The 21,406-nt window shown below is 73.8% G+C and carries 17 protein-coding genes; 11 read left to right on the top strand and 6 right to left on the bottom strand.

Going from position 1 to position 21,406, the window contains the following annotated elements; genetic code table 11:
• Window positions 1–70 precede the first annotated feature (70 nt).
• The gene (locus OG625_RS33815; RefSeq protein ID WP_329391195.1) at window positions 71–1,567 is read left to right on the top strand and encodes an FUSC family protein; all 1,497 of its coding nucleotides are present in this window, start codon (window positions 71–73) and stop codon (window positions 1,565–1,567) included.
• A 15-nt stretch (window positions 1,568–1,582) separates the two neighbouring features.
• Here OG625_RS33815 and OG625_RS33820 read toward each other — a convergent pair whose 3' ends face one another.
• Window positions 1,583–2,122, bottom strand: a complete 540-nt coding sequence (locus OG625_RS33820; RefSeq protein ID WP_329388585.1) for a hypothetical protein — start codon at window positions 2,120–2,122, stop codon at window positions 1,583–1,585.
• A 147-nt stretch (window positions 2,123–2,269) separates the two neighbouring features.
• Here OG625_RS33820 and OG625_RS33825 point away from each other — a divergent pair, with 147 nt between their 5' ends.
• Window positions 2,270–5,236 carry an AfsR/SARP family transcriptional regulator gene (locus OG625_RS33825; protein ID WP_329388587.1) on the top strand — a complete coding sequence of 989 codons (2,967 nt, stop codon included), beginning with the start codon at window positions 2,270–2,272 and terminating at the stop codon, window positions 5,234–5,236.
• 21 nt (window positions 5,237–5,257) lie between these two features.
• On the opposite strand, the gene OG625_RS33830 is transcribed toward OG625_RS33825, so the two are convergent.
• Window positions 5,258–7,252, bottom strand: a complete 1,995-nt coding sequence (locus OG625_RS33830; RefSeq protein ID WP_329388589.1) for a HelD family protein — start codon at window positions 7,250–7,252, stop codon at window positions 5,258–5,260.
• A gap of 54 nt (window positions 7,253–7,306) precedes the next feature.
• Between OG625_RS33830 and OG625_RS33835 the strand changes: the two genes are divergently transcribed.
• The 4 genes from OG625_RS33835 (at window position 7,307) to OG625_RS33850 (ending at window position 10,794) form a co-directional block, all read left to right on the top strand.
• Complete coding sequence (locus tag OG625_RS33835) at window positions 7,307–7,549, top strand: hypothetical protein (RefSeq protein WP_329388591.1); 243 nt, start codon at window positions 7,307–7,309, stop codon at window positions 7,547–7,549.
• A 144-nt stretch (window positions 7,550–7,693) separates the two neighbouring features.
• Entirely contained in the window at window positions 7,694–8,275 is a 582-nt protein-coding gene (locus OG625_RS33840; protein WP_329388593.1) for a GNAT family N-acetyltransferase, read from the top strand.
• 249 nt (window positions 8,276–8,524) lie between these two features.
• Window positions 8,525–9,661, top strand: coding sequence for a nitric oxide synthase oxygenase (locus OG625_RS33845; RefSeq protein WP_329388595.1), 1,137 nt, complete (start codon window positions 8,525–8,527; stop codon window positions 9,659–9,661).
• A gap of 47 nt (window positions 9,662–9,708) precedes the next feature.
• Window positions 9,709–10,794: a lactonase family protein gene (locus OG625_RS33850; RefSeq protein ID WP_329388597.1), complete on the top strand. Its 1,086-nt coding sequence runs from the start codon at window positions 9,709–9,711 to the stop codon at window positions 10,792–10,794.
• A 67-nt stretch (window positions 10,795–10,861) separates the two neighbouring features.
• Here OG625_RS33850 and OG625_RS33855 read toward each other — a convergent pair whose 3' ends face one another.
• Window positions 10,862–11,776, bottom strand: a complete 915-nt coding sequence (locus tag OG625_RS33855) for a sirohydrochlorin chelatase (protein ID WP_329388599.1) — start codon at window positions 11,774–11,776, stop codon at window positions 10,862–10,864.
• A 198-nt stretch (window positions 11,777–11,974) separates the two neighbouring features.
• On the opposite strand from OG625_RS33855, the gene OG625_RS33860 reads away from it, so the two are divergent.
• Both OG625_RS33860 and OG625_RS33865 read left to right on the top strand, forming a co-directional pair.
• Window positions 11,975–12,652: a uracil-DNA glycosylase gene (locus tag OG625_RS33860; protein ID WP_329388601.1), complete on the top strand. Its 678-nt coding sequence runs from the start codon at window positions 11,975–11,977 to the stop codon at window positions 12,650–12,652.
• Window positions 12,653–12,817: 165 nt separating this feature from the next.
• The gene (locus OG625_RS33865) at window positions 12,818–14,425 is read left to right on the top strand and encodes a vWA domain-containing protein (RefSeq protein WP_329388603.1); all 1,608 of its coding nucleotides are present in this window, start codon (window positions 12,818–12,820) and stop codon (window positions 14,423–14,425) included.
• An 86-nt stretch (window positions 14,426–14,511) separates the two neighbouring features.
• On the opposite strand, the gene OG625_RS33870 is transcribed toward OG625_RS33865, so the two are convergent.
• The gene (locus tag OG625_RS33870) at window positions 14,512–15,603 is read right to left on the bottom strand and encodes a WD40/YVTN/BNR-like repeat-containing protein (protein WP_329388605.1); all 1,092 of its coding nucleotides are present in this window, start codon (window positions 15,601–15,603) and stop codon (window positions 14,512–14,514) included.
• Window positions 15,604–15,802: 199 nt separating this feature from the next.
• Here OG625_RS33870 and OG625_RS33875 point away from each other — a divergent pair, with 199 nt between their 5' ends.
• The 3 genes from OG625_RS33875 to OG625_RS33885 all read left to right on the top strand — a co-directional run bounded on the left by OG625_RS33875 (window position 15,803) and on the right by OG625_RS33885 (window position 18,807).
• On the top strand, window positions 15,803–17,167 hold the full coding sequence (locus OG625_RS33875) for a wax ester/triacylglycerol synthase family O-acyltransferase (RefSeq protein WP_329388608.1): 1,365 nt from the start codon (window positions 15,803–15,805) through the stop codon (window positions 17,165–17,167).
• Between the two features lie 79 nt (window positions 17,168–17,246).
• The gene (locus tag OG625_RS33880; protein ID WP_329388610.1) at window positions 17,247–18,371 is read left to right on the top strand and encodes an NADH:flavin oxidoreductase/NADH oxidase; all 1,125 of its coding nucleotides are present in this window, start codon (window positions 17,247–17,249) and stop codon (window positions 18,369–18,371) included.
• A gap of 76 nt (window positions 18,372–18,447) precedes the next feature.
• Window positions 18,448–18,807 carry an ArsR/SmtB family transcription factor gene (locus OG625_RS33885; protein ID WP_329388612.1) on the top strand — a complete coding sequence of 120 codons (360 nt, stop codon included), beginning with the start codon at window positions 18,448–18,450 and terminating at the stop codon, window positions 18,805–18,807.
• 472 nt (window positions 18,808–19,279) lie between these two features.
• On the opposite strand, the gene OG625_RS33890 is transcribed toward OG625_RS33885, so the two are convergent.
• The gene (locus tag OG625_RS33890; RefSeq protein WP_329388614.1) at window positions 19,280–20,638 is read right to left on the bottom strand and encodes an FAD-dependent oxidoreductase; all 1,359 of its coding nucleotides are present in this window, start codon (window positions 20,636–20,638) and stop codon (window positions 19,280–19,282) included.
• A 52-nt stretch (window positions 20,639–20,690) separates the two neighbouring features.
• The gene (locus OG625_RS33895) at window positions 20,691–21,377 is read right to left on the bottom strand and encodes a DUF305 domain-containing protein (protein WP_329388616.1); all 687 of its coding nucleotides are present in this window, start codon (window positions 21,375–21,377) and stop codon (window positions 20,691–20,693) included.
• Window positions 21,378–21,406: the final 29 nt, after the last annotated feature.

The raw sequence follows: 21,406 nt of genomic DNA on the forward strand, positions 1-21,406 counted from the left end.
ACCACCCCCGGGCGGTCGACGGGACCGGCGCGCACCATCGCAAGGGGGGCGGCGCACCGCCGTGAAGAGGATGTTCGTGGCTCCGGACCCGGGGCGTCTCAGGCTCAGGATCTCGGCCCGCGCGGTGCTCGGCGTCGGGCTCGCCGTCGGCGTCGCGGAACTCGCCGGGCTTTCCCTGACCGCCTCGATCACCGGGGGACTGGCGGCCCTGCTCGCCCTGTTCACCGTTACCGACACGGCCGTGCGCGGCCAGGTGGTCACCACCGCGCTCCTGCCGGCGGCCGGGTTTCCGGTACTGGCCCTGGCGACCACCCTGCACGGGGTGCCGCTCGCCCGGGACGCTGCCTTCATCGCCGTCGTCTTCTGCGGTGTCTACGCCCGCCGCTGGGGCCCGCGCGGACACGCGCTCGGGATCTTCGCGTTCATGAACTACTTCATCACGCAGTTCCTGCACGCCGTCCCGGCGCAGCTCCCGGAGCTGTACGCCGCCGTGGGCCTGGCCCTGGCAGCCGCCGGCGCGGTGCGGTTCCTCCTGTGGCCCATCGAGCGCCGGACTCCGCCGCCCGCCGCGCCCGCGCCGCTGCCCGGCCGGGGACTGGCCCGGCCCACCACCCGCCAGGCCTTCCAGGCGACGGCCGCCTGCGCCGTGGCCCTCTCGATCGGGCAGATGCTCTCCGAAGACCGCTGGTACTGGGCCGTCGGCACCGCCTGGTGGATCTTCGTGAACACGGCCTCGCGCGGGGAAACCCTGGTCCGCGGGTTCCGCCGGGTGCTCGGCACCGCGGTGGGGATCGTCGCCGGCGTACTCATCGCCATCCCGCTGCACGGCGCGCCCGCGCCGACCGCCGCCCTCGTCGCCGTCTGCATCTTCGCGATCTTCTACACGGCCCCCGTCTCCTACAGCTGGATGATCCTGGCCGTGACCTTGATGGCCGGGCTGCTCTACGGCCTGCTGGGCGTACTGGACCCGGGCCTGCTCGTACTGCGTCTCGCGGAGACCGGCGTCGGCGCGGTGTGCGCCGCGCTGGCCGTGATCATCGTGCTGCCCGTCACCACCCACGCCACGAACGACGCCTGGATCCAGCGCGCCCTGCGGTGCGTGCACGCGGCCACCGGCGAGGCGGCCGCCCGCCTCGCCGGGTCCCCGACGGCGGATCCGGCTCCGCACGCGGCCGAGCTCGAGGCCCTGCTGGCCCGAGTGCGGATGGCGCTCGCCCCGCTGGTCCACCCGCTCAGCCCGTTCCGCGCGCGCAAGGCCCGGGCCCGGCAGGTCATCGCGCTGCTGGACGACTGCGCCCGCGAGGTGCGCGGACTGGTGGCGGTCGCCGCCGACCCGAGCGCGAGCCACGACGCCCGCCTCGCGGCAGCCTGCTGGCGGGTCGAGGCGGCGGTGGAGGCGCTGACCGCGGACGAGCGGGGCCCCGGCCCCGAGGCGGCCCGGGAAACCCCGCCGCGGCCGCCCGCCGCCGAGCCCGCACTCGCCCACCTGTACGGCCTCGAACAGGCCCTCGCCGAACTCGCCGAGCCCCTGCGCAGCCCCCGGCACTCCCCCCTGGTCGACGCCTGATCCGAAAAACACCCCCTACCGGGTCACGCGGATCAGCCGGTACGGATCACCCGCCAGCCAGAGGCGGTCCTCCGCGTCCACGTGGCAGCCGAGGCGTTGCGGCAGCCCGCGCAGGTACGCGACGGCCGGGCCGGTCAGGCGGACGCTGCCCCCGCCGAGGTGGGTGATGCCCTTCGGCGCGGCCAGCGCGGCGAGCCAGGCGGCCCGCTCCCGGGGCAGCTCGGCGGTGTACGAGACCTCCGCGCCGGACTCCCGGGCCAGGGCGTACAGGACGTCCCCGTAGCGAGCGTGGTCCAGCACGGCCCGTACGGCCGCCTCCATGCCCGACAGGCCTGCGTCCACCTGGTCGCAGGCGAAGACGCGGCCGGCGCGGGCCCTGGCGTACGCGAACCAGGTCCCCGCACGGGACGGCACGACGTAGCCGACCGGATAGCCGCCCGGGAGCCCGTCGTCCACGCAGACGTACACGATCCCGGCGGCATCGCTCCGCTCCCGCGTGAGGAAGAGCCCCCGCGTGGTCAGCAGCGCCGTGAGAGACCCGTCGATGACGGTCATGTTCGTGCTCCTTCCTCGGTCGTGGCGGCGGCCGTACCCCCTCGTACGACCGCCGCGCTTGCGAAACCATCACGGAACGCGCTGCAATGCGGATGAAGTTCTGATGATGTGCGGCGCGGGGCGGAGGCTTTCGGAGTGGGGGCGGCAATGCGTCGGCGGTCAGCGCCGTTACGGCTCGCGGTACTCGGCACGGTGCGGGCCTGGCGCGACGGCACGCGGCTGACCCTCGGGCCCGTCCGGCAACAGGCCGTCCTGGCCGCGCTGGCGCTGCGCCCCGGCCTCCTGGTGAGCGGTGAGCAGTTGCTCGACGGAGTCTGGGGGGACAAGCCACCGGGCTCCGGCCTCAAAGTGCTGCCCAGCTACGTCTACGGGCTGCGCAGGAGACTCGACGCGGAGGGCACCGGCCCGGCGGATTCGGTGATCCGCGGGGAACGGGGCGGGTACCGGTGCGCGGCCGACACGGTCCGGCTCGACGTCGAGGACCTGGCCGAGCTGGCCTCCGACGCCCATCGCGCGAAGCTGTCCGGCGATCCCGCCACCGCGGTGGACCGGCTGTCCACGGCCCTCGCCCTGTTCGATGGCGAGCCGCTCGCCGGGCTGCCCGGACCGTACGCCGACGCCGAGCGGCAGCGGCTCCTGGAGCGTTTGCGCACCGTACGGCGCGACCGGCTCGAATGCCTGGTCCTGCTCGGCCGGTTCACCGAGACGCTGGACGAACTCGCCGCCCTGTCCGCGGCCGCTCCGTCCGACGAACCCCTCGCCGCGCTCCGCATGCGCGCGCTGCACGGCTGCGACCGTCAGGCCGAGGCGCTGAACGTCTACGAGGCCCTCCGCAGGCGCCTGAGGCGCGACCTGGGCGTGGATCCCGGCGAGGAACTCCAGCGCGCGCACCGGGCGGTGCTCCGCCGGGAAGACGTACGCCTCCGCCGCCCGCCGGAGGCCCGGTCCGTCGCACCCCCGCCCCCGACGCCGCCCCTGACGCGGACCTCGCCCCCGACCCCCGCCCGGCCCGGGCCGCGCACCGCCGTCAACGACCTGCCGGGCGACGCCGGCCGCCTGATCGGGCGCGAGGCCGAACTGGCACGGCTGACCGCCCCGTCCGCGGCCGGATCCGTATCGATCGTGACGGTGGACGGTACGGCCGGGGTGGGCAAGACGGCGCTCGTCGTCCGCGCGGCCCGTGAGCTCAGTGCCCACTACCCGGACGGCTGCCTGTTCGTGGACCTGCGCGCGTACAGCACGGGGCGGCGCCAGTCCCCGGAGCAGGCGCTCCAGCGACTGCTGCGCTCCCTCGGCGCGGCCCACGGCGAGCTGCCGAGCGACCTCGACGAACTCACCGCCGCCTGGCGCGCGGCGACCAGCCGGCTACGGCTGCTGCTCGTGCTGGACGACGCCCTGGACGCCGACCAGGTACAGCCGCTGCTGCCCGCGGGGGCGGGCAGCAGGGTACTGGTGGCCGGCCGGCGCAGGCTCGGCGAACTGGACGCCGACCGGCGCGTCACCCTGGAGCCCCTGACGAGCGGGGATGCCGTGTCCCTGCTCGCGCACCTCATCGGAGAGGAGCGCGCGAGCAGGGAGCCGGAGGCGACGGACCGGCTGGTCGGGCTGTGCGACGGGCTGCCGCTGGCGCTGCGCATCGCCGGATCACGGCTCCAGAACCGCGGCAGCTGGACGGTGGACTACCTGGTGGGCCGGATGGCGGACGACGACCGCTTGCTCGGGGAGCTGAGCGTCGGGGACCGCAGCGTGGAGGCGGCCTTCAGGCTGTCGTACGACCAGCTCAGCCCCGAGCAGCGGCGCGGATTCCGCGCCCTGGGTTTGGCACCGACGGTCGAGTTCGACGTGCTGACGCCGGCGGCCATGCTCGGACGGCCGCCGCACGACACCGAGGAGGTCCTGGAGAGCCTGGTCGATGCGAGTCTGCTCCAGCAGCCGCGCCCCGGCCGCTATCGCTTGCACGACCTGGTCCGCGTACACGCGCGGCGCATCGCGGAGGCCGCGCCCGAAGAGGCCGTCGGCACACGGACGGCTGCGCTCCGCCTCTACCTCGACGCCGCCCGGGCCACCAGCGAATGGGGAGCCGACGCATTTCCCGCGGGCCGCCCGCCCGCCGGCGCGGCGTTCACGGACTGGCGGGAGGCGGAGACCTGGCTGGACGCGGCGGGCGGTGAGCTCCCCGACGTCGTCGGACATGCCGCGGCCCTCGGGGAAGCCGACTACGCCTGCTGGATCGCGGAGGCGCTGTGCGACTACTTCGTACGGCAGGGCCGCTACCACGAGAGCCAGACCGCGCTCGAGATCGCACTCGCGCAGGTGGACGAGGCCACTGACCGCCGCATGGCCCTCGCCCTGCGCAACTGTCTCGGCTACACCTGCACGCACCAGCGCCGGTACGCACAGGCGCGCGCCCTGTTCACCGAGGCGCTGGACCTCAACCGGCTCCGACCCGACCCGTACGAAGAGGCCCGGAGCAAGGCCGGGCTGGCGGCCCTCCACCTGAGTCTGGGCGACGGCGGCCGGGCGCTCGGCCATGTTGCCGCGGTGACGGACCCGTCCCGGGGGCCCCTCAACGACTGGGTCGCCTCCTTGGCGTTCATCATCCAGGGTCTCGGCCACCAGTTCGAACGACGGAACGAGGACGCGCTGGCCTCCTTCGCCGTGGCCCTTACCCACGCCGAGGCGAGCGGCCGACCGCGCATGAGGGGCAGGGTCCTGAGCTGCGCCGCCGACATCCACCTCCGCCTCGGCAGCTGGGGCGAGGCCAAGCGCCTGCTCCGCGAGGCGGTCGACCTGGTCGCGCAGGGCGGGGACGTCTTCCTCTGCGCGCGCAGCCTGACCCGGCTGGGGACGGCACACCAGGGGGAGGGTGACTTCGTCGCCGCCGTCGCCCTGCACCACCAGGCCCTGCTGCAGCACGGGTTGCTGTCCCCGCTCACCGAACCAGGGTACGACTGGCTGGAGATGGACATCCGCAGCCGGCTGGGCCGCGCCTACGTGGCGGCAGGACGCATCCACGAGGCGCGCGAGCAGTTCCAGGCCGTGCTCGACGTACGCGGCGCCCGTGCGCGCCGTGCGGACGGCCCCCGTCCTCCTGAGGGAGGGACGGGGGCCTGACTTCCGCGAACGCGGGCCGGATTACACCGAGCCGTCCGGCCCGAGCCCGTGCAGACCCGCCGGGAGCCTGCCGGGGGAGTGCAGCACCCCGAGGGACTGGGTGGCCCGGGTCAACGCCACGTAGAGGTCGCTCGGTTGGAAGTCGGCCGGCTCCACCACGATCACCGTGTCGAACTCCAGCCCCTTGGCCTGGCGCGGGTCCAGCAGCACCACGTCCTGGGCCAGATCCGGCTCCGCGCCCTCCCGTACCCCCGGCAGTACGGCGGCCAGCCCCGCGTGCAGCGGACGCGGCGCGATCACCGCGAGCCGGCCCTCCGCGGGCCGCTCCGCCTCCACCGCCCGCGCGAGCGCGCCCGCCGGATCCCCGGCAGCGCGCGCCCACGGCCGCACCCCGGTGGACCGGACCGAACTCGGCGGCCGGAAACCGGGATCGAGTTCCCGCAGCACGGCCGCCGCCACCTCCATGATCTCGGCGGGCGTACGGTAGTTGACCCCCAGCCGGACCAACTCCCAGCGCTCGCCCACGTACGGGGACAGGATCCGCTCCCAGGAACCGCAGCCCGCCTCCTCGGCGGTCTGCGCGGGATCGCCGACCAGGGTCATGGACCGGGTCGGGCAGCGCCGCATCAGCACCCGCCACGCCATCTCCGAGAGCTCCTGCGCCTCGTCCACGATGACGTGCCCGAAGGCCCAGGTGCGGTCCGCCGCCGCCCGCTGCGCCGTACTGCGGTGGTCGGACTCCTCGTGGCGCTCGGCCAACTGCTCGGCGTTGACGACGTCGTGCACCGTGAGGAACTCGTTCTCCTCGTCCTCGAACTCGTAGGACTCCGAGCCCTGCGCCAGGTCCAGCACCCCCTGCGCGTACGCGACGCGACGCGCCCACGCCCGTTCCTCGGCGGCCCGCCGCGCGGTGTCGTCCTCCCCGAGCAGCTCGGCGGCCTCGTCCAGCAGTGGCACGTCGGCCGGGGTCCAGTCGGGTCGGGCCGAGGGCGCGCGCCGGATCAACCCGGCCTCGTGCGGGGGCAGGTGCGTGGGCTCCGCCAGGAAGTCGGTCAGCAGCTGCTGCGGGGTGAGGGAGGGCCACAGCGCATCGATCGCCGCGTGCACGGCGGGGCTCATCGCGATCTCCTTGCCGAGCTGCGCGACGTCGTCCGGCCCGAGCAGGTTCGGTCCGCCGTACGGATCCGCGCCCAGCCGGTCCGCGAGCTGCGCCGTGAGCGCGTCGATGATCGGGAAGGCGAAGGAGGGACGCGCCTGGTTGTGCGGCAGCCCGGTGGCGCGGGCCCGGTCCCGGGCCCCGTGGGCCATCGTGCGGTCGAGGAACAGGGTGCCGTAGCCGTCGTGGTCGATCTCCAGCGCGGGCTCCGGGACCGTGTCGTACTCCTCGCCGGTGCCCGCCGGCACCGTCTCCGGCAGGCACTGCCGGTCGGCGACCACCCGGGCCAGCACCTCCGCCATCCCGGCCCGGCCCTTCACCGCGGCGGCCCCGGGACGGTCGGTTCCCGTGGCGTGCACCCCGGGGAACAGTTCGCCGGGAGTGGCCAGCAGGACACCCGTCTCACCGAGCGCCGGGAGCACACCGCCGATGTAGCCGAGGAAGGCCGGGCCCGGCCCGACGATCAGCACGCCGCGCTTGGCCAGCAACTCCCGGTGGGCGTACAGCAGGTATGCGGCGCGGTGCAGCGCCACCGCCGTCTTCCCCGTGCCCGGGCCGCCCTCGACCACCAGCACCCCGCGGTGCGTGGAGCGGATGATCCGGTCCTGCTCGGCCTGGATGGTGCGCACGATGTCGTGCATCCGGCCGGTGCGCGCCGCGTCCAGCGCCGCGAGCAGCACGGCGTCCGCGTCGGAGCCCTCGTGGCCGGTGCGCTCGGTGTCGGTCAGGTCGAGGATCTCGTCGTGCAGCGCGGTGACCTCCCGCCCCCGGCCGGCGATGTGCCGCCGGCGGCGCAGGCCCAGGGGGGTGTGGCCGGTGGCGAGGTAGAAGGGGCGGGCCACCTCGGCGCGCCAGTCCACGACGAGGGGCGTGCGCTCAGTGTCGTCCGCCCGGATGCCGATTCGCCCGATGTGGTGGTCGCGGCCGTCGGAGAACTCCAGACGGCCGAAACAGAGGCCGTTCTCCCCAGCATTCAGAGCGGCTTGAAGTGCGGACTGTTCGGCCACCAGGACATCGCGCTCAAGTCGGGCCTGGGCTCCGGTCCCGACATCGCGCAACGCCCCTTCCACGGCACGTTCGGCCTGGTCACGCAGGTCGTCGAGGCGCCGATAGAGGTCCGTGACGAATTGCTGCTCTTTCCGGAATTCCTCGGTTGACAATTGCACTCCCACCGCGCTACAGTGTCCTCGTAAGGTTGTTCACGTTTTTGTTTTCAGCAAAGGCGTGAATCAATCAATATACGCTCTCTCCTCCCTCGGCAGCGAATTCGGCCGGGGGATTTTTTGCGTACCGTGGATCTCATGACCACCGCACACGGCTCCGCCGACGGCATCGTCTACCGCCTCGCCCGCCCGGAGGACGCGGGTGCCATCGAGGCCCTGGACGGCTCCTTCATCACCGCCACGGTCTTCGAGGTCGCCCCGGCCGATGCCGGCCTCGGCTTCCTGCTCCGCGAGGTCCCAGCCGACCCGCCGGTGTACAAGGAGTTCCCGCCCGAGGAGCACGACGAGCAGGGGCTCGGCCGCGGCTCCGGCGCCGACGGGGACGCGTGTACGTACGTGGCCCTCGACGGCGAGCGGCTGTGCGGGTTCGTCGCCGTCGGCTACGCCGCCTGGAACCGCCGCCTCACCATCGAGGACATCGAGGTCTCGCCCGCCCATCGGGGCCGGGGCATCGGGCGCGCACTGATGGAGCACGCCGCCGAGTTCGCCCGCGAACGGGGCGCCGAACACCTCTGGTTGGAGGTGAGCAGCGTCAACGCCCCTGCTGTGCATGCCTATCGGCGCATGGGATTCACCCTCTGCGGCCTCGACACCACCCTCTACGGGGGCACGCCCTCGGCCGGCGAGCGGGCGCTGTTCATGGCGAGGCCCTGCCTCTGAACGCCCTCGCGCACACGGCGTCGCACGGCGTCCGCACGGCGTCCGCACGGTCAACTCCGGGATTTCGGCGCATCGTACGCCCCGCGAGACCGCCCCGCAGCCCCTTCGTCGAAGAACACACGGAGGAGTGTTCCGGGCGCGCCTCTCGCACCTCGCTGACCTGCGGCATGTACAAAGGGTGATTGTTCATTGCACATTCATCCGGCATGTACAGGGTGGATCTGGTCGGACAGGGGGTAACCGCCCGGAATGGGAATACTTCAACAGCGCTCCACCACCGCTCAGGTGTGGGAAGCGGCCGAGGAGTTCATCCGACTCTTCCACAGGGAGAACCACGAGGCCGGTGATCCGCGTGCCCGGCTCGCCGCAGTGCGGGCCGAGCTCGCGGAGACCGGCACCTACCGGCACACCCCTGAGGAACTGGTTCACGGAGCCCGCGTCGCGTGGCGCAACAGCAACCGCTGCATAGGCAGGCTCTACTGGAACTCGCTGCGGGTCCGCGACCGCCGCGAGCTCACGAGCGGCGACGAGATCGCCGCCGAGTGCTTCGAGCACCTGCGCGAGGCCACCAACGGGGGCCGGGTCCGGCCCACGATCACGGTCTTCGCCCCGGACACCCCGGAGGCCCCCGGCCCGCTGATCTGGAGCGAGCAGCTCGTCCGGTACGCCGGCTACGGCGACCATCCGTCGATAACGGTCGGCGACGCCCGTAACGCGGCGCTCACCGAATCCCTGCTCCGCCTCGGCTGGACCGGCGGCTCCGGCACCCCCTTCGACCTGCTCCCGCTCGTGGTCCAGGGCGTCGACGACAAACCCCGCTGGTTCGACCTCCCGGCGGACGCCGTACTGGAGGTGCCGATCGAGCACCCGGAGGGCGACGGCTGGGCGGACTGGGGGCTCCGCTGGCACGCCGTACCCGCCATCTCCAACATGTGCCTGGAGATCGGCGGCATCCACTACCCGGCGGCCCCCTTCAACGGCTGGTACATGGGCACCGAGATCGGCGCCCGCAACCTGGCCGACACCGACCGGTACAACCTGCTCCCCGCGGTCGCCCGCCGCCTCGGGCTGGACACCGCAACCGACCGATCGCTCTGGAAGGACCGCGCGCTCGTCGAGCTCAACCGGGCGGTGCTGCACTCCTTCGACCGCGCCGGGGTCACGATCGCCGACCACCACACCGAGTCCCGGCGCTTCCTCTCGCACATGGAACGGGAGGAGCGCAAGGGGCGCGAGGTGGGCGCGGACTGGTCCTGGATCGTGCCGCCGATCTCCGGCTCCGCGACCCCGGTCTTCCACCGCACCTACGAGGACCGGCCGAGCAGCACGGCGTACGTGCACCACCCCGGCGCACAGGAAAGGGCCCAGGGGCGCGACTTGGTCTAGACCTTCTGTTACGGTCGGCTCGGAACCGATCGGCGGAGGGACAGGGCATGGGAGACAGAGCGGCCGACGAGGCGGAACACCGGGTCCACATCGGCTCGTTCACCTCGTCGGGCGGGCGCGGCATCACCACCGCGGCCCTCGATCCGGTGACCGGAGCCCTCATGGAGCTCTCCACCACCGACGCCCTGGCCGACCCCTCCTACCTGGTGTCAGGCGTGCACATCGGGGTGGTCTACGCGGTGAGCGAGAGCCCCGAGGGAACGGTCGGGGCCTTCATCGGGGAGGGCCGGGGGCTGCGACCGCTCGGTGCCCCCGTGCCGGTGGGCGGCGCGGGCCCCACCCACCTCGACGTCGCCTGGCCGTGGTTGCTCACCGCCCACTACACCTCGGGCGGTGTCGGCGCGGTCGCCATCACCGAGGACGGATCCCTGACCGGGCCCCCGCAGGTGCTGCAGCACCACGGATCGGGCCCGGACCCCGCGCGCCAGGAGGGCCCGCACGCCCATCAGGTGCTGCCCGACCCGAGCGGCCGGTGGGTGCTGAGCGTGGACCTGGGCACCGACTCCGTACGGATCTGCGCGCTGGACGAGGCCACCGGCACGCTGCGGACGCACTCCGAGACCGCGCTCACCCCCGGCAACGGCCCGCGCCACCTCGTCTTCCATCCCGACGACGAGGTGGCGTACGTGGTGAACGAGCTGAGGCCGCTGCTGACCGTCTGCCGGTGGGACGCGGAGGCCGGGAGGCTGGAACCGGTCGCGGAGGTTCCGCTCGCCGTGGAGGCCCCTTCAGGGGCCGTCCCGGGGGGCCTTGAGGAGGGGGTCAGGGCCTATCCCTCCGCCGCCGTGGTCTCGCTCGACGGCCGCTTCGTCTGGGTCGCCGTGCGCGGCGCCGACCACCTCGTCACCCTCTCGCTCGCCGACGGCCCCGAGAAGCCCCGCCTCGTGGGCACGGTGGACTGCGGGGGCCACTGGCCCCGCGACCTCGCCCTCGACTTCTGGCGCAACCGCCTCTACGTGGCCAACGAGCGCTCGGGGGACGTCACCTGGTTCGACGTGGACCCGGAGACCGGGCGGCCGAGCCGCGCCGGCTCCCTTCCGGTCCCCGCCGCCACCTGCGTCCTGCTCGGCTAGGAGCCGTACGCGCGAGGGCCCGCCCCGGATTCCGGTGGCGGGCCCTCGCGCGTGGTGCGGACGGACGTCAGTGCGCAGAGGCGCCCTGGGTGATCCCGAGGGCCGCGGAGTACTGCGCGACGGCCAGCTTGCCGAGCGCACCGTAGGCGCCGAGCACCTCGGCGGTGGCGCAGTCGGCCTCCTTGCAGGCGGTGTCCAGCAACCCGTCGGCGGCCTCCGGGCCGATCAGGTACGGGGCGAGCGCGAGCTGCGTGGAGCCTTCGCGGCGCAGCTGGTCGGCGACCGCGGCCACCGAGCCCTCCTGGTCGAGCGCGGCGGCCTGCACGGGCACCGCGAGGCGGGCGGCGAGCAGCATGCCGGTGATCCCGGCGGCCTGCACGGCCTCCTCGCCGCCGGTGGTGGCCAGCACGATGCCGTCGGCGGCGGTGGTCACGGTGAAGAGCCGGGCGCGGTCGGCGCGGGCCAGGCCCGCCTCGGAGAGCCGCACGTGCAGGCCCTCCGCGAGCAGCGGGTGCGGGCCGAGTACGTCGGCCAGCTCGGCGGCCGCCGAGGAGTCCATCAGCGCCTGGCGGACCCGGCGCAGCAGGCCGCCGTCCGGACCGACCAGCAGCGGGACGACCACGGCGTCGGGGCCGGTCGGCGCGGGCACCTCGTGGCCGGCGGCGCGCGCGAACTCCGCGCGCGCGGCACGCTCGGTCGCGACGGCGGTCAGCACGCCGGACAGCGAGGGGAACTCGGAGTCGTCGGAACCATCGAGGAAGCCGATCCGGGCGTCGAGGCCCGGCAGCTCGGAACGGCCGAGGCTGATGATCTCTTCCGCCAGCCCGCGCGAGGCGGCCGAAGGGACACCGGGCACGGCGAGCACCAGCGCGGGTGCGCCCTCGGGCGCCGCCGCTGGCTCGGGCCGGCGGTGCCGTCCGGTCTGGCGGGGTCGCGGCATTCGTACGGGCAGGCCATTTGCGGGCCCAGTGGGGGAGCTCATGGCGCCGCATGCTACTGGCTTATCGGAACCAGGTGTTCGGGAGGGCCTTCTCGGGTGGCATCTGTCCGTATTTATCCGAGGAATATCAGATACGGCGGGGAGGTCGAGCACGGAAGCCGAACAGAAACCGAGCGGTCGTACTTTATCCCGTCGGCCGAGTTCGGGAAGGGGACCCCTGCGCCAGTAGAGTGACGCGTTGTGGCAGCTCTTCCTTTGAACCAACTCGTCGAGCCCGGCTGGGCCGAGGCCCTGTGCCCCGTGGCCGGCCGCGTCGCGGCCATGGGCGACTTCCTGCGCGCCGAGATCGCGGCAGGCCGGACGTACCTCCCGGCCGGGGCGAACGTCCTGCGCGCCTTCCAGCAGCCCTTCGACGAGGTACGCGTCCTGATCATGGGGCAGGACCCCTACCCGACTCCGGGCATGGCCATCGGCCACAGCTTCGCCGTCTCGCCCGACGTGCGCCAACTGCCGGGAAGCCTGGAGAACATCTTCCGCGAACTGCACACGGACCTCGGACTTCCGCGGCCCTCCAATGGCGACCTGACGCCCTGGACCCGGCAGGGCGTGCTGTTGCTCAACAGGGCGCTCACCACGGCCCCCCGCAAGCCCGGAGCCCACCGGGGCAAGGGCTGGGAGGAAGTGACCGAGCAGGCCATCCGCGCACTCGCCGCCCGTGGCAAGCCGCTGGTCTCCGTGCTGTGGGGGCGTGATGCCCGCAACCTGCTGCCGTTCCTCCGGGACTTCCCGGCGATCGAGTCCGCCCACCCGTCCCCGATGTCGGCGGACCGCGGCTTCTTCGGTTCGCGGCCCTTCAGCCGCACCAACGAACTCCTGGCCCGCCAGGGGGCCCAGCCGGTGGACTGGCGCCTGCCGTAGTCGATTCGCGACCTCCCCGATGCGGGACGTCGTCGAAAACGACACCCGACCTTGACATTCCGCCTGCCGTTGTCGCTTCGATACGTGTTCGCAATGGCTTCGAAGGCTCCAACTGCCCTTCCCGCGCGTCAGATTCAAGACCGACGACGCTTCGAGGGAGACGGCATGAAGCCCCATGAGGACCGCACGTCCAGAGCGCCCCGAGTACTGAGAGCACCCCGTACGGCCCGGAGCGGAACCGGAGCCCGGCTGATCGCCGCGCTCGCCGCCGGGGGCGTCCTGCTGACCGGCTGCGGATACGACGGCGGGAACCGGACCACCGACCGGGCCGTGAACGGCACCGATTCCCGGCCGAGGCCCGACGCCCCCGCCGCCCCGTTCCCCGGTGGCGGCGGGCAGGAGGGCGAGAGCGACGGGCGGTTCGCCCCCAAGCCGCCCGCCGACTACCGCTCCACCTTCGCCCTCGACGTGGACACCGCCAGCTACGGCTACGCCCGCCGCACCCTCGCCGACGGCAGCCTGCCCGACCCCGCGAACGTACGCCCCGAGGAGTTCGTCAACAGCTTCCGGCAGGACTACCGGGAGCCCGACGGCGACGGCTTCTCGGTCACCGTCGACGGAGCCCGCACCACCGATCCGGGCTGGTCGCTGGTCCGGGTGGGACTCGCCACCCGCTCCGCCGGGGGCGGTACGGAGGGCGCGGACCGACGGCCGCCCGCCGCCCTCACCTTCGTCGTGGACGTCTCCGGCTCCATGGCCGAGCCCGGGCGCCTGGACCTCGTCCGCACCTCCATGAACCTGATGACCGACCGGCTGCGCGAGGACGACTCGGTCGCCGTCGTCACCTTCAGCGGCACCGCCGAGACCCGGCTGCCGATGACCCGCGTCGAAGGCCACCGCGGCCGGATCCACCAGGTGATCGACGGACTGCGCACGGCTGATTCCACCAACGTGGAAGCGGGAGTCACGCGCGGGTACGACGTCGCGGTCAAGGCGTTGCGGCCCGGCGCCACCAACCGGGTCGTCCTGCTCTCCGACGCCCTGGCCAACACCGGCGCCACCTCTGCCGACACCATCCTGAGGCGGGTCGCCGACGCCCGGACCGATCACGGGATCACCCTGTTCGGCGTGGGCGTGGGCAGCCAGTACAACGACGCCTTCATGGAACGCCTCGCCGACAAGGGCGACGGCCACACCACCTACGTCTCCGACGTCGAGGGCGCCCGCAAGGTGTTCTGCGACGATCTCCCCGCGCAGGTGCAGCTGCGGGCCCGCGACGCCAAGGCGCAGGTCTCCTTCGACCCGGCGAACGTCGAACGGTTCCGGCTGATCGGCTACGACAACCGCCGCGTCGACGACGACGCGTTCCGCGACGACACCGTGGACGGCGGCGAGGTCGGCTCGGGGCACACCGTGACAGCCCTGTACGCGGTCAAGCTGCGCCCCGGCGCCGCCGGGCACGTGGCGACGGCGACGGTGCGCTGGCTGGACCCGCGCACGCGGGCGCCGCACGAGGAGTCCGGCCGGGTGGAAGCGGCGGCGCTGGCGGGGGACTTGTGGACCGAGGCGCCCCCGCGCCTCCAGATCACCGCGGTGGCGGCGTACTTCGCGTCGGCGCTGCGCGAACGGGACGGCGGCTGGGAGCGGGTGCCGGGCGCGGTCCCGCTGAACAGTCTCGCGGGGCACGCGGAACGGCTGGCCGGCCGCACCGAGGACCCCGCCGTACGGCAGCTGTCGCAGGCCGTACGGCAGGCCGGGCGGCTGACGGGCTGACGGGCTGACCGGCCACCCGGCCGAGCAGCTGCCCGGCCGCGCGACTGCCCGGCGGGCCGGCCGACCGGGCGGCCGGCCCGCGGGCCCTAACCGTTCAGCACGGCCGCGCGTACGCACAGTACGTCCGGCAGGTGCTCGGCGAGCAACTCCCAGCTCTCGCCGTCGTCGTGACTGGCGTACAGCTCGCCGTTGCGGTTGCCGAAGTAGACCCCTGCCGGGTCCGCGTCGTCCGTGCACAGCGCGTCCCGCAGCACCGTGCCGTAGTGGTCCCCGGCCGGTAGCCCCTTCGAGAGCGGTTCCCACGTGGCTCCCGCGTCCCGGGTGCGGAAGACCCGGCACCGGCGCTCGGCCGGGACCCGGTCGGAGTCGGCGTTGAGGGGGAAGACGTACGCGGTGTCCGCCCGGTGCGGGTGGGTGGCCACCGCGAAGCCGAAGTCCGAGGGCAGCCCGTCGCCGATGTCCGTCCACCGGGTGCCCGCGTCGTCGCTGCGGTACACGCCCCAGTGGTTCTGCAGGTACAGCCGGTCCGTGTCCCCGGCGTCCCGGGCGATCTTGTGCACGCACTGGCCGAACTCGGGATGCGGATCCGGCAGGAACACCGCCGAGACCCCCTCGTTGGACGGCGACCAGCTGGCGCCGCCGTCCCCGGTGCGGAACACCCCCGCGGTGGAGACGGCCACGGTCAGCGCGTCCGCGTCGCGCGGGTCGGTGATCACCGTGTGCAGGCCCTCGCCGCCACCGCCCGGCTCCCACTTCGAGCGGCTCGGATGTTCCCACAACGGGCGGACCAGCTCGAAGGATTCGCCCCGGTCCGTGGAGCGGAACAGCGCGGCGGGCTCCGTCCCCGCGTACACCACGTCCGGGGCCTCCGGGCCGGCCGGCTGCAGCTGCCAGACCCGCTCCAGCGAGGCGCCGGTGTCCTTGGGGAACTTCACGGCGGGCGCCGCGGGCTCCCGCCAGGTCTTCCCGAGGTCGTCGGAGGTGAAGACGGACGGCCCCCAGTGCGAGCTGTCCCCGCCGACGAGCAGCCGGGGCGCCGGTCCCCGCCGGTCGACGGCCACCGCGTACACGGCCTCGGCGTTGAAGTGCGGTCCGCCGAACTCCCATGGACCGGCGCCGCGGCGACGGCCGATGAACAGTCCCTTGCGGGTTCCCACGAGCAGCAGTACCTCGGCCATGGCCGGCACCTCCGGACTCGGACCTCATCTTTTCGGCCAGTCTGCACCCGCCCACTGACAGTGGCCCGGCGGGCGCCTCGGACTCCCGCGTAGCCGATCGACACTGATCATTTACCGACAGGAAATGATTGCTACTTGCATGTAGGTGTTCGGAATGGGTTGACTTCAGGCCATCACCGCCGCACGCGAGAGGACCTACGTGGCCACCGAGCACCTCTCCCCGCTCGACCTCGCCTTCTGGCGGATCGAATCCGCCGCCCACCCCATGCACCTCGGCGCCCTGGCGGTCTTCGAAGCGGCGGGCGGGCCCACCGCCGCCGAGCCCGCCGCCCGGCCCGCCGCGGAACGCGCCGCCGAGCTGCTCGCCGCCCGCTGCGCCGCCGTGCCGGGCCTGCGCCGCCGGATCCGGGACGTGCTGCTGCCGGTCGGCGCGGCCGCCTGGTCGCCGGACCCCGGCTTCGACCCGGCCCGCCACGTGTTCCTCGTACGCACCGACGCCGCGGATCCGCACGCCGCCGCCGGGCCGCTGATGGCGCGGCCGCTGGACCGGGACCTGCCGCCCTGGGAGGCGCACGTACTGGCCGGCCCCGACCCGGAGACCTTCGCGGTCCTGTTCAAATTCCACCACGCCCTCGCCGACGGCATGGGCGCCCTCGCGCTCGCGGCCGCCCTCTTCGACGGGTTCGAGCAGGGGGCGCCGCTACGGACTCCCGCGCGCCCGGTCCCCGAGCAGCGGGCCGGCTCCGCCCTGCGCCGGCTCCCCGGAGCCCTGGCGGCCCGGGTCCAGGAAGTCGGCCAGGCCCTGGAGATCGGCGCCGCCGTGGCCCGGGGCGGACTGCCGCTCGGGGTCCCCGCCGCCCTCGTCGCGGACTCCGTCCGCGCGGGCAGCGGCACCGGCGTGCGTACCGTCGCGGGCCTCGCCCTCGACCTGGACGAGGTCAACCTGGTCCGCAAGGGCGCGGGCGGCACCGTCAACGACGTGCTGATCACCCTGGTCGCCGGCGCGCTGCGGCGCTGGCTGGCCGGGCGCGGCGATCCGGTGCCCGGCGGGCCGGGCCCGCGCGCCCTGATCCCCGTGTCCCGCCGGGGCAGGCCCGGCACCGGCGCCGGGAACCGGCTCTCCGGCTACCTGCTGAGGCTCCCGATCGCCGAGGCCGACCCGCTGCGCCGGCTGGACTCCGTACGCACCGGCATGGACCGCAACAAGGACGCGGGGCCGTCGCGCGGCGCCGGGGCCGTCGCCCTGCTCGCCGACCACGTCCACCCGCTGGGCCACCGGCTCGGCGGCCCCCTCGTCGCCCAGGCGGCCCGGCTGCTCTTCGACATCCTGGTCACCAGCGTCCCGCTGCCCGGCCTCGCCTTCGCCCTCGGCGGGAGCCGGGTCCGCGCGGTCTACCCGCTCGCCCCGCTGGCCCACGGCCAGTCCCTGGCCGTCGCGGTCTCCACCTACCAGGGCACGGTCCACTACGGCCTGGTCGCCGACGCGGCGGCCGTACCGGACCTGGCGGCCCTGACCGGGGCGTTGCGCGCCGAGCTGGACGAGCTTGTACGGCAGGTCTCGTAGTACGAGAGATTTCGTAGTACGGTGACTCTCGTACTTAGCGCCGGTCCCCGGCGCACCCGGTGACATCTGGAGATCCCTGATGAGTGCTGCCTCCATCGCCCCCGCCTCCACCGCCCCCACGGCCTTCGCCGCCCTGTTCGCACCCCACACCCTGCGCTCGGTGACCATCCCGAACCGCGTGTGGATGGCCCCGATGTGCCAGTACAGCGCCGAGGCCTTCGGCCCGAACGCCGGCGTGGCGCACGACTGGCACTTCGCGCACTACGCGGCCCGCGCCGTGGGCGGCACCGGCCTGATCATCCAGGAGGCCACCGCGGTCTCCCCGGAGGGCCGGATCACCCCGTACGACCTCGGCATCTGGAACGACACGCAGGTCGAGGCGCTGCGCCGGATCACCTCCTTCCTCAAGTCCCGGGGCACCGTGCCCGGCATCCAGATCGGGCACGCCGGCCGCAAGGCGTCCACCGACCGCACCTGGAAGGGGGGCGCCCCGGTCGGACCGGAGGCGCACGGCTGGCAGACGGTCGCCCCGAGCGCCGTTCCGTTCGCCGAGGGCCACCCGGTGCCGCACGAGCTGACGCTCGATGAGATCGACGAGATCAAGGGCCGGTTCACGGCTGCCGCCGGGCGCGCGCTGGCCGCGGGCTACGAGGTCGTCGAGATCCACGGCGCCCACGGCTACCTGATCGGCGAGTTCCTCTCCCCGCACAGCAACAAGCGCACCGACGAGTACGGCGGCTCCTTCGAGAACCGCACCCGCTTCGCCCTCGAAGTCGTGGACGCCGTACGGGCGGCGTGGCCCGAGGAGCTCCCGCTGTTCTTCCGGATCTCCGCCACCGACTGGCTGGAGGAGAACGGCTGGACCGCCGACGAGACGGTCCGGCTGGCCGGACTGCTGCAGGAGCACGGAGTGGACCTCCTCGACGTCTCCACCGGCGGCCTCGCACCCGGGGTGACCATCCCGGTCGGGCCGGGCTATCAGGTGCCCTTCGCGGCCCGGGTCAAGGCGGAGACCTCCCTGCCCGTGGCGGCCGTCGGCCTGATCACCGAACCGGAGCAGGCGGAGAAGATCCTGGCCAACGGCGAGGCCGACGCGGTCCTGCTGGGCCGGGAACTGCTGCGCGATCCGTACTGGGCCCGCCGCGCGGCCGCCGAGCTGGGCGGGGACGTGCGCATGCCCGAGCAGTACCACCGCTCCTGGTGATCCGGGGGGCGTACGACTCCTACGACGACTCTCGTACGATGGGAGCCGGAGCAGCCCGAGTGAGCGGAGCAGGGACATGACGGAACGGGACGCGGCCCGCACGCTCGCCCACCCCGAGGCGGCCGGGATCCGCCTGGAGGGCGTGCTGCACGCGCTCTCCGACCCGGTCCGGCTGTCCATCGTCCGGGACCTCGACGCCTCGGCGGCGGAGCTGGCGTGCTCGTACTTCGACCTGCCGGTCACCAAGTCGACGACCACGCACCACTTCCGCGTCCTGCGCGAGAGCGGCGTCGTACGCCAGACCTACCAGGGCACCACGAAGCTCAACTCCCTGCGCCGGGACGAGCTGGAGTCCCTCTTCCCCGGCCTGCTCGACGCCGTGCTGACGGGGGCGGCGGCCGAGGCCGGGCGGCTCGGCCGGGCGGGTCCCGGCTAGGGGGTCGCCGGCGGATCGCGCCGAGCCGCGTACGCATCGGTGAGGATGATGCACGTGCACCAGTCGCCTGCGCACGGGCTGCCGCGCTCGGCGCCATAAGGGCCTAGGCCGGCCATCAGGCGGAGTACCTCCGCTCGCTCCGGCGAGGAGAGAGCGGGCAGCGTCGCGCGGGGCGGCAGCCGCCAGGCGGCCGGGGCGTCCTCGATGTCACCGACGACGCGCGCGTCGGCGAACAAGGTGTACAGGGGATGCTCGGGGAAGTCGTTGAGCCGCAGGACCCACCAACATCCTCCGGCCCGGGCCGCGTAGGGGAATACGCCCGTGCCCGTCTCGCACCAGACGGGTCGAGGGGGCAGCGCGGGGGAAGGGTTCGCACCCGGAGTCCCGTGCCCGACCGGAGGTCCGGAGGCCGCCCTCCCTGTCGCATCCACCACTACCAAATCCCCTCCCGTGGCTCTGAGGTCGGACCACGCTACGCGAGACCGGCGGCCCCCAACAGGCCCGCCCAGTCCGGGATCTTCACCGAGCCCCGGCCGAGGGAGCGCCCCAGGTCGGCCTCGGCCGTCTCGACGGCCAGCCAGCCCGGCCACTCGACCGGGTGCAGGCCCGCCGCCCGCAGGGCGTCCAAGGGGTCGCCGGCGAGTTCGCGCCGGGCCAGCGCGCCCGCGTCCTGGAGCAGTGAGGACGCGGATTCCTTGGCGCAGGGCCGGTTGGTGCCGATCACGCCCGTCGGGCCGCGCTTGATCCAGCCCGCCACGTACTCGCCGACCGAGGCCCGGCCCGCGCGCAGCACCCGCCCCGCCGCGTGCGGGACCGTGCCCTTCGCCGGGTCGAAGGGCAGCCCGGCCAGCGGGACTCCCTTGTACCCCACCGAGCGCAGCACCAGCTGCGCCTCGATGTCCTCGTAGACGCCCGTCCCCGTCACCCCGCCCGTGCCGTCCGGGGCGGTCCGCTCGAAGCGCATCCCGGTGACCCGGCCGTCGGGCCCGCCGAGGATCTCCACCGGGCGCAGGTAGAACCGCAGCGCGATCCGGCGCGGGGCGCCGCCGGGGGCGGCGCCGGCCCAGCCGCGCAGCGCCTCCAGGTTGCGCCGGGCCACGGCGGGCAGGGCGGCGGCCACGGCCGGATCCGTGTAGGCCGGGTCGATGGCCAGCTCGGCCGGGTCGACCACGGTGTCCACCTCCGGCAGCGTGCCCAGCTCCCGCAGCTCCTTGGTGGTGAACTTGCCCTGCGAAGGCCCCCGGCGGGCCACCATCGCCACCTGCCGCACCCCGCTCCGCGCGAGCGCGCCCAGTGCCGGCTGCGGCATGTCGGTCGGCGCCAGCTCGGCCTGCCCCCGGGCCAGGATCCGCGTCACGTCCACCGCGACGTTGCCCGCGCCGACGACGACCGCCGAGTCCACCCCGGGCAGGTCGAAGCGCTCGTCGACCGCATCCGGGTGCCCGCTGTACCAGGACACGAACGCGGTCGCGGAGTGCACCCCGGCGAACTCCTCGCCCGGGATGCCGAGCAGCCGGTCCCGGGCGGCGCCCACGCAGTAGACCACCGCGTGGTAGAGCTCCAGCAGCCGCTCCGTGGGCAGCTCGGGCCCGCCCACTTCGACGTTCCCGAGGAAGCGGATCCGCTCGTCCTCCAGCACGGTGCGCAGGCTGCCCTGAAGCGACTTGATCTTCTCGTGGTCCGGCGCGACCCCGTACCGCACGAGCCCGTACGGTGCGGGCAGCCGGTCCAGTACGTCGACGACCACGCCGGGCACTTCACGTTGCTGGACCAGCGTCTGGGCCGCGTAGACCCCGCTGGGGCCCGATCCGACGACGGCGATTCGAAGCACGGCGGAGCTCCTCCCGCAGGTGGTCCCAGCATGACACCGGCTCCCTCCGCCGTCAGCCCATCGCGCGCATCCGGTGGATCTCGGCGCTCTGCGTGGCGACCACCTCGGTGGCCATCTCCTCGACCGCCACGTTGTTGCCGCCGGCCAGTGCCTCGCCGGCCATCTTCAGCGCGCCCTCGTGGTGGGCGGTCATCAGCTTGAGGAAGAGCCCGTCGAAGTCGACCCCAGAAGCCTCGGCCAGCTCCTTGAGCTGCTGCTCCGTCGCCATGCCCGGCATCACGGAGTGGTCGTGGGCGTGCCCGCCGGTGCCGGCGGCCGGCGCCGGATGGAGGGCGAGCCACTTCTCCATCGCCCCGATCTCGGGGCCCTGGGCGGCCGCGATCCGCTCCGCCAGTCTCTTGACCCCGTCCGCCGAGGCCCGCTGCGGGGCCAGCGCGCTCATCGTCAGGGCCTGCTTGTGGTGTTCGACCATGCCCTGTACGTAGGCGTGGTCGGCGGCATTCGGACTGTCGTCGGGCTTCTCCTTCGCGGCCTGCTCGGGGGTGAGGGTGCGCGCCGCCTCGCCCGGTTTGCCGGGGGCGATCACGACGGGCCGTCCGTCGTCCGCCCGGTCCGTGCCGCCGTCCGCATCGCAGCCGGCGAGCACGAGCAGGAGACCGGCGGTGGCGGCCGCGCCGATGAAGCGGCGAAGCCGTTCCGGAGACGCCTTGCGGCCGCAGGGGGCTATTGCCATGTCCATGGAAAGGAAGATACTGCCGGGGTCCTGGT

Origin of the sequence: Streptomyces sp. NBC_01351 (assembly GCF_036237315.1) — a bacterium.
Classification (GTDB): Bacteria; Actinomycetota; Actinomycetes; order Streptomycetales; family Streptomycetaceae; genus Streptomyces.

Coding starts and splice junctions, on each gene's coding strand:
- OG625_RS33820 (WP_329388585.1), bottom strand. CDS start 2,122: ATGACCGTCATCGACGGGTCTCTCACGGCGCTGCTGACCACGCGGGGG.
- OG625_RS33885 (WP_329388612.1), top strand. CDS start 18,448: ATGACGGAACGGGACGCGGCCCGCACGCTCGCCCACCCCGAGGCGGCC.
- OG625_RS33880 (WP_329388610.1), top strand. CDS start 17,247: ATGAGTGCTGCCTCCATCGCCCCCGCCTCCACCGCCCCCACGGCCTTC.
- OG625_RS33850 (WP_329388597.1), top strand. CDS start 9,709: ATGGGAGACAGAGCGGCCGACGAGGCGGAACACCGGGTCCACATCGGC.
- OG625_RS33870 (WP_329388605.1), bottom strand. CDS start 15,603: ATGGCCGAGGTACTGCTGCTCGTGGGAACCCGCAAGGGACTGTTCATC.
- OG625_RS33865 (WP_329388603.1), top strand. CDS start 12,818: ATGAAGCCCCATGAGGACCGCACGTCCAGAGCGCCCCGAGTACTGAGA.
- OG625_RS33840 (WP_329388593.1), top strand. CDS start 7,694: ATGACCACCGCACACGGCTCCGCCGACGGCATCGTCTACCGCCTCGCC.
- OG625_RS33895 (WP_329388616.1), bottom strand. CDS start 21,377: ATGGACATGGCAATAGCCCCCTGCGGCCGCAAGGCGTCTCCGGAACGG.
- OG625_RS33845 (WP_329388595.1), top strand. CDS start 8,525: ATGGGAATACTTCAACAGCGCTCCACCACCGCTCAGGTGTGGGAAGCG.
- OG625_RS33855 (WP_329388599.1), bottom strand. CDS start 11,776: ATGAGCTCCCCCACTGGGCCCGCAAATGGCCTGCCCGTACGAATGCCG.
- OG625_RS33815 (WP_329391195.1), top strand. CDS start 71: ATGTTCGTGGCTCCGGACCCGGGGCGTCTCAGGCTCAGGATCTCGGCC.
- OG625_RS33825 (WP_329388587.1), top strand. CDS start 2,270: ATGCGTCGGCGGTCAGCGCCGTTACGGCTCGCGGTACTCGGCACGGTG.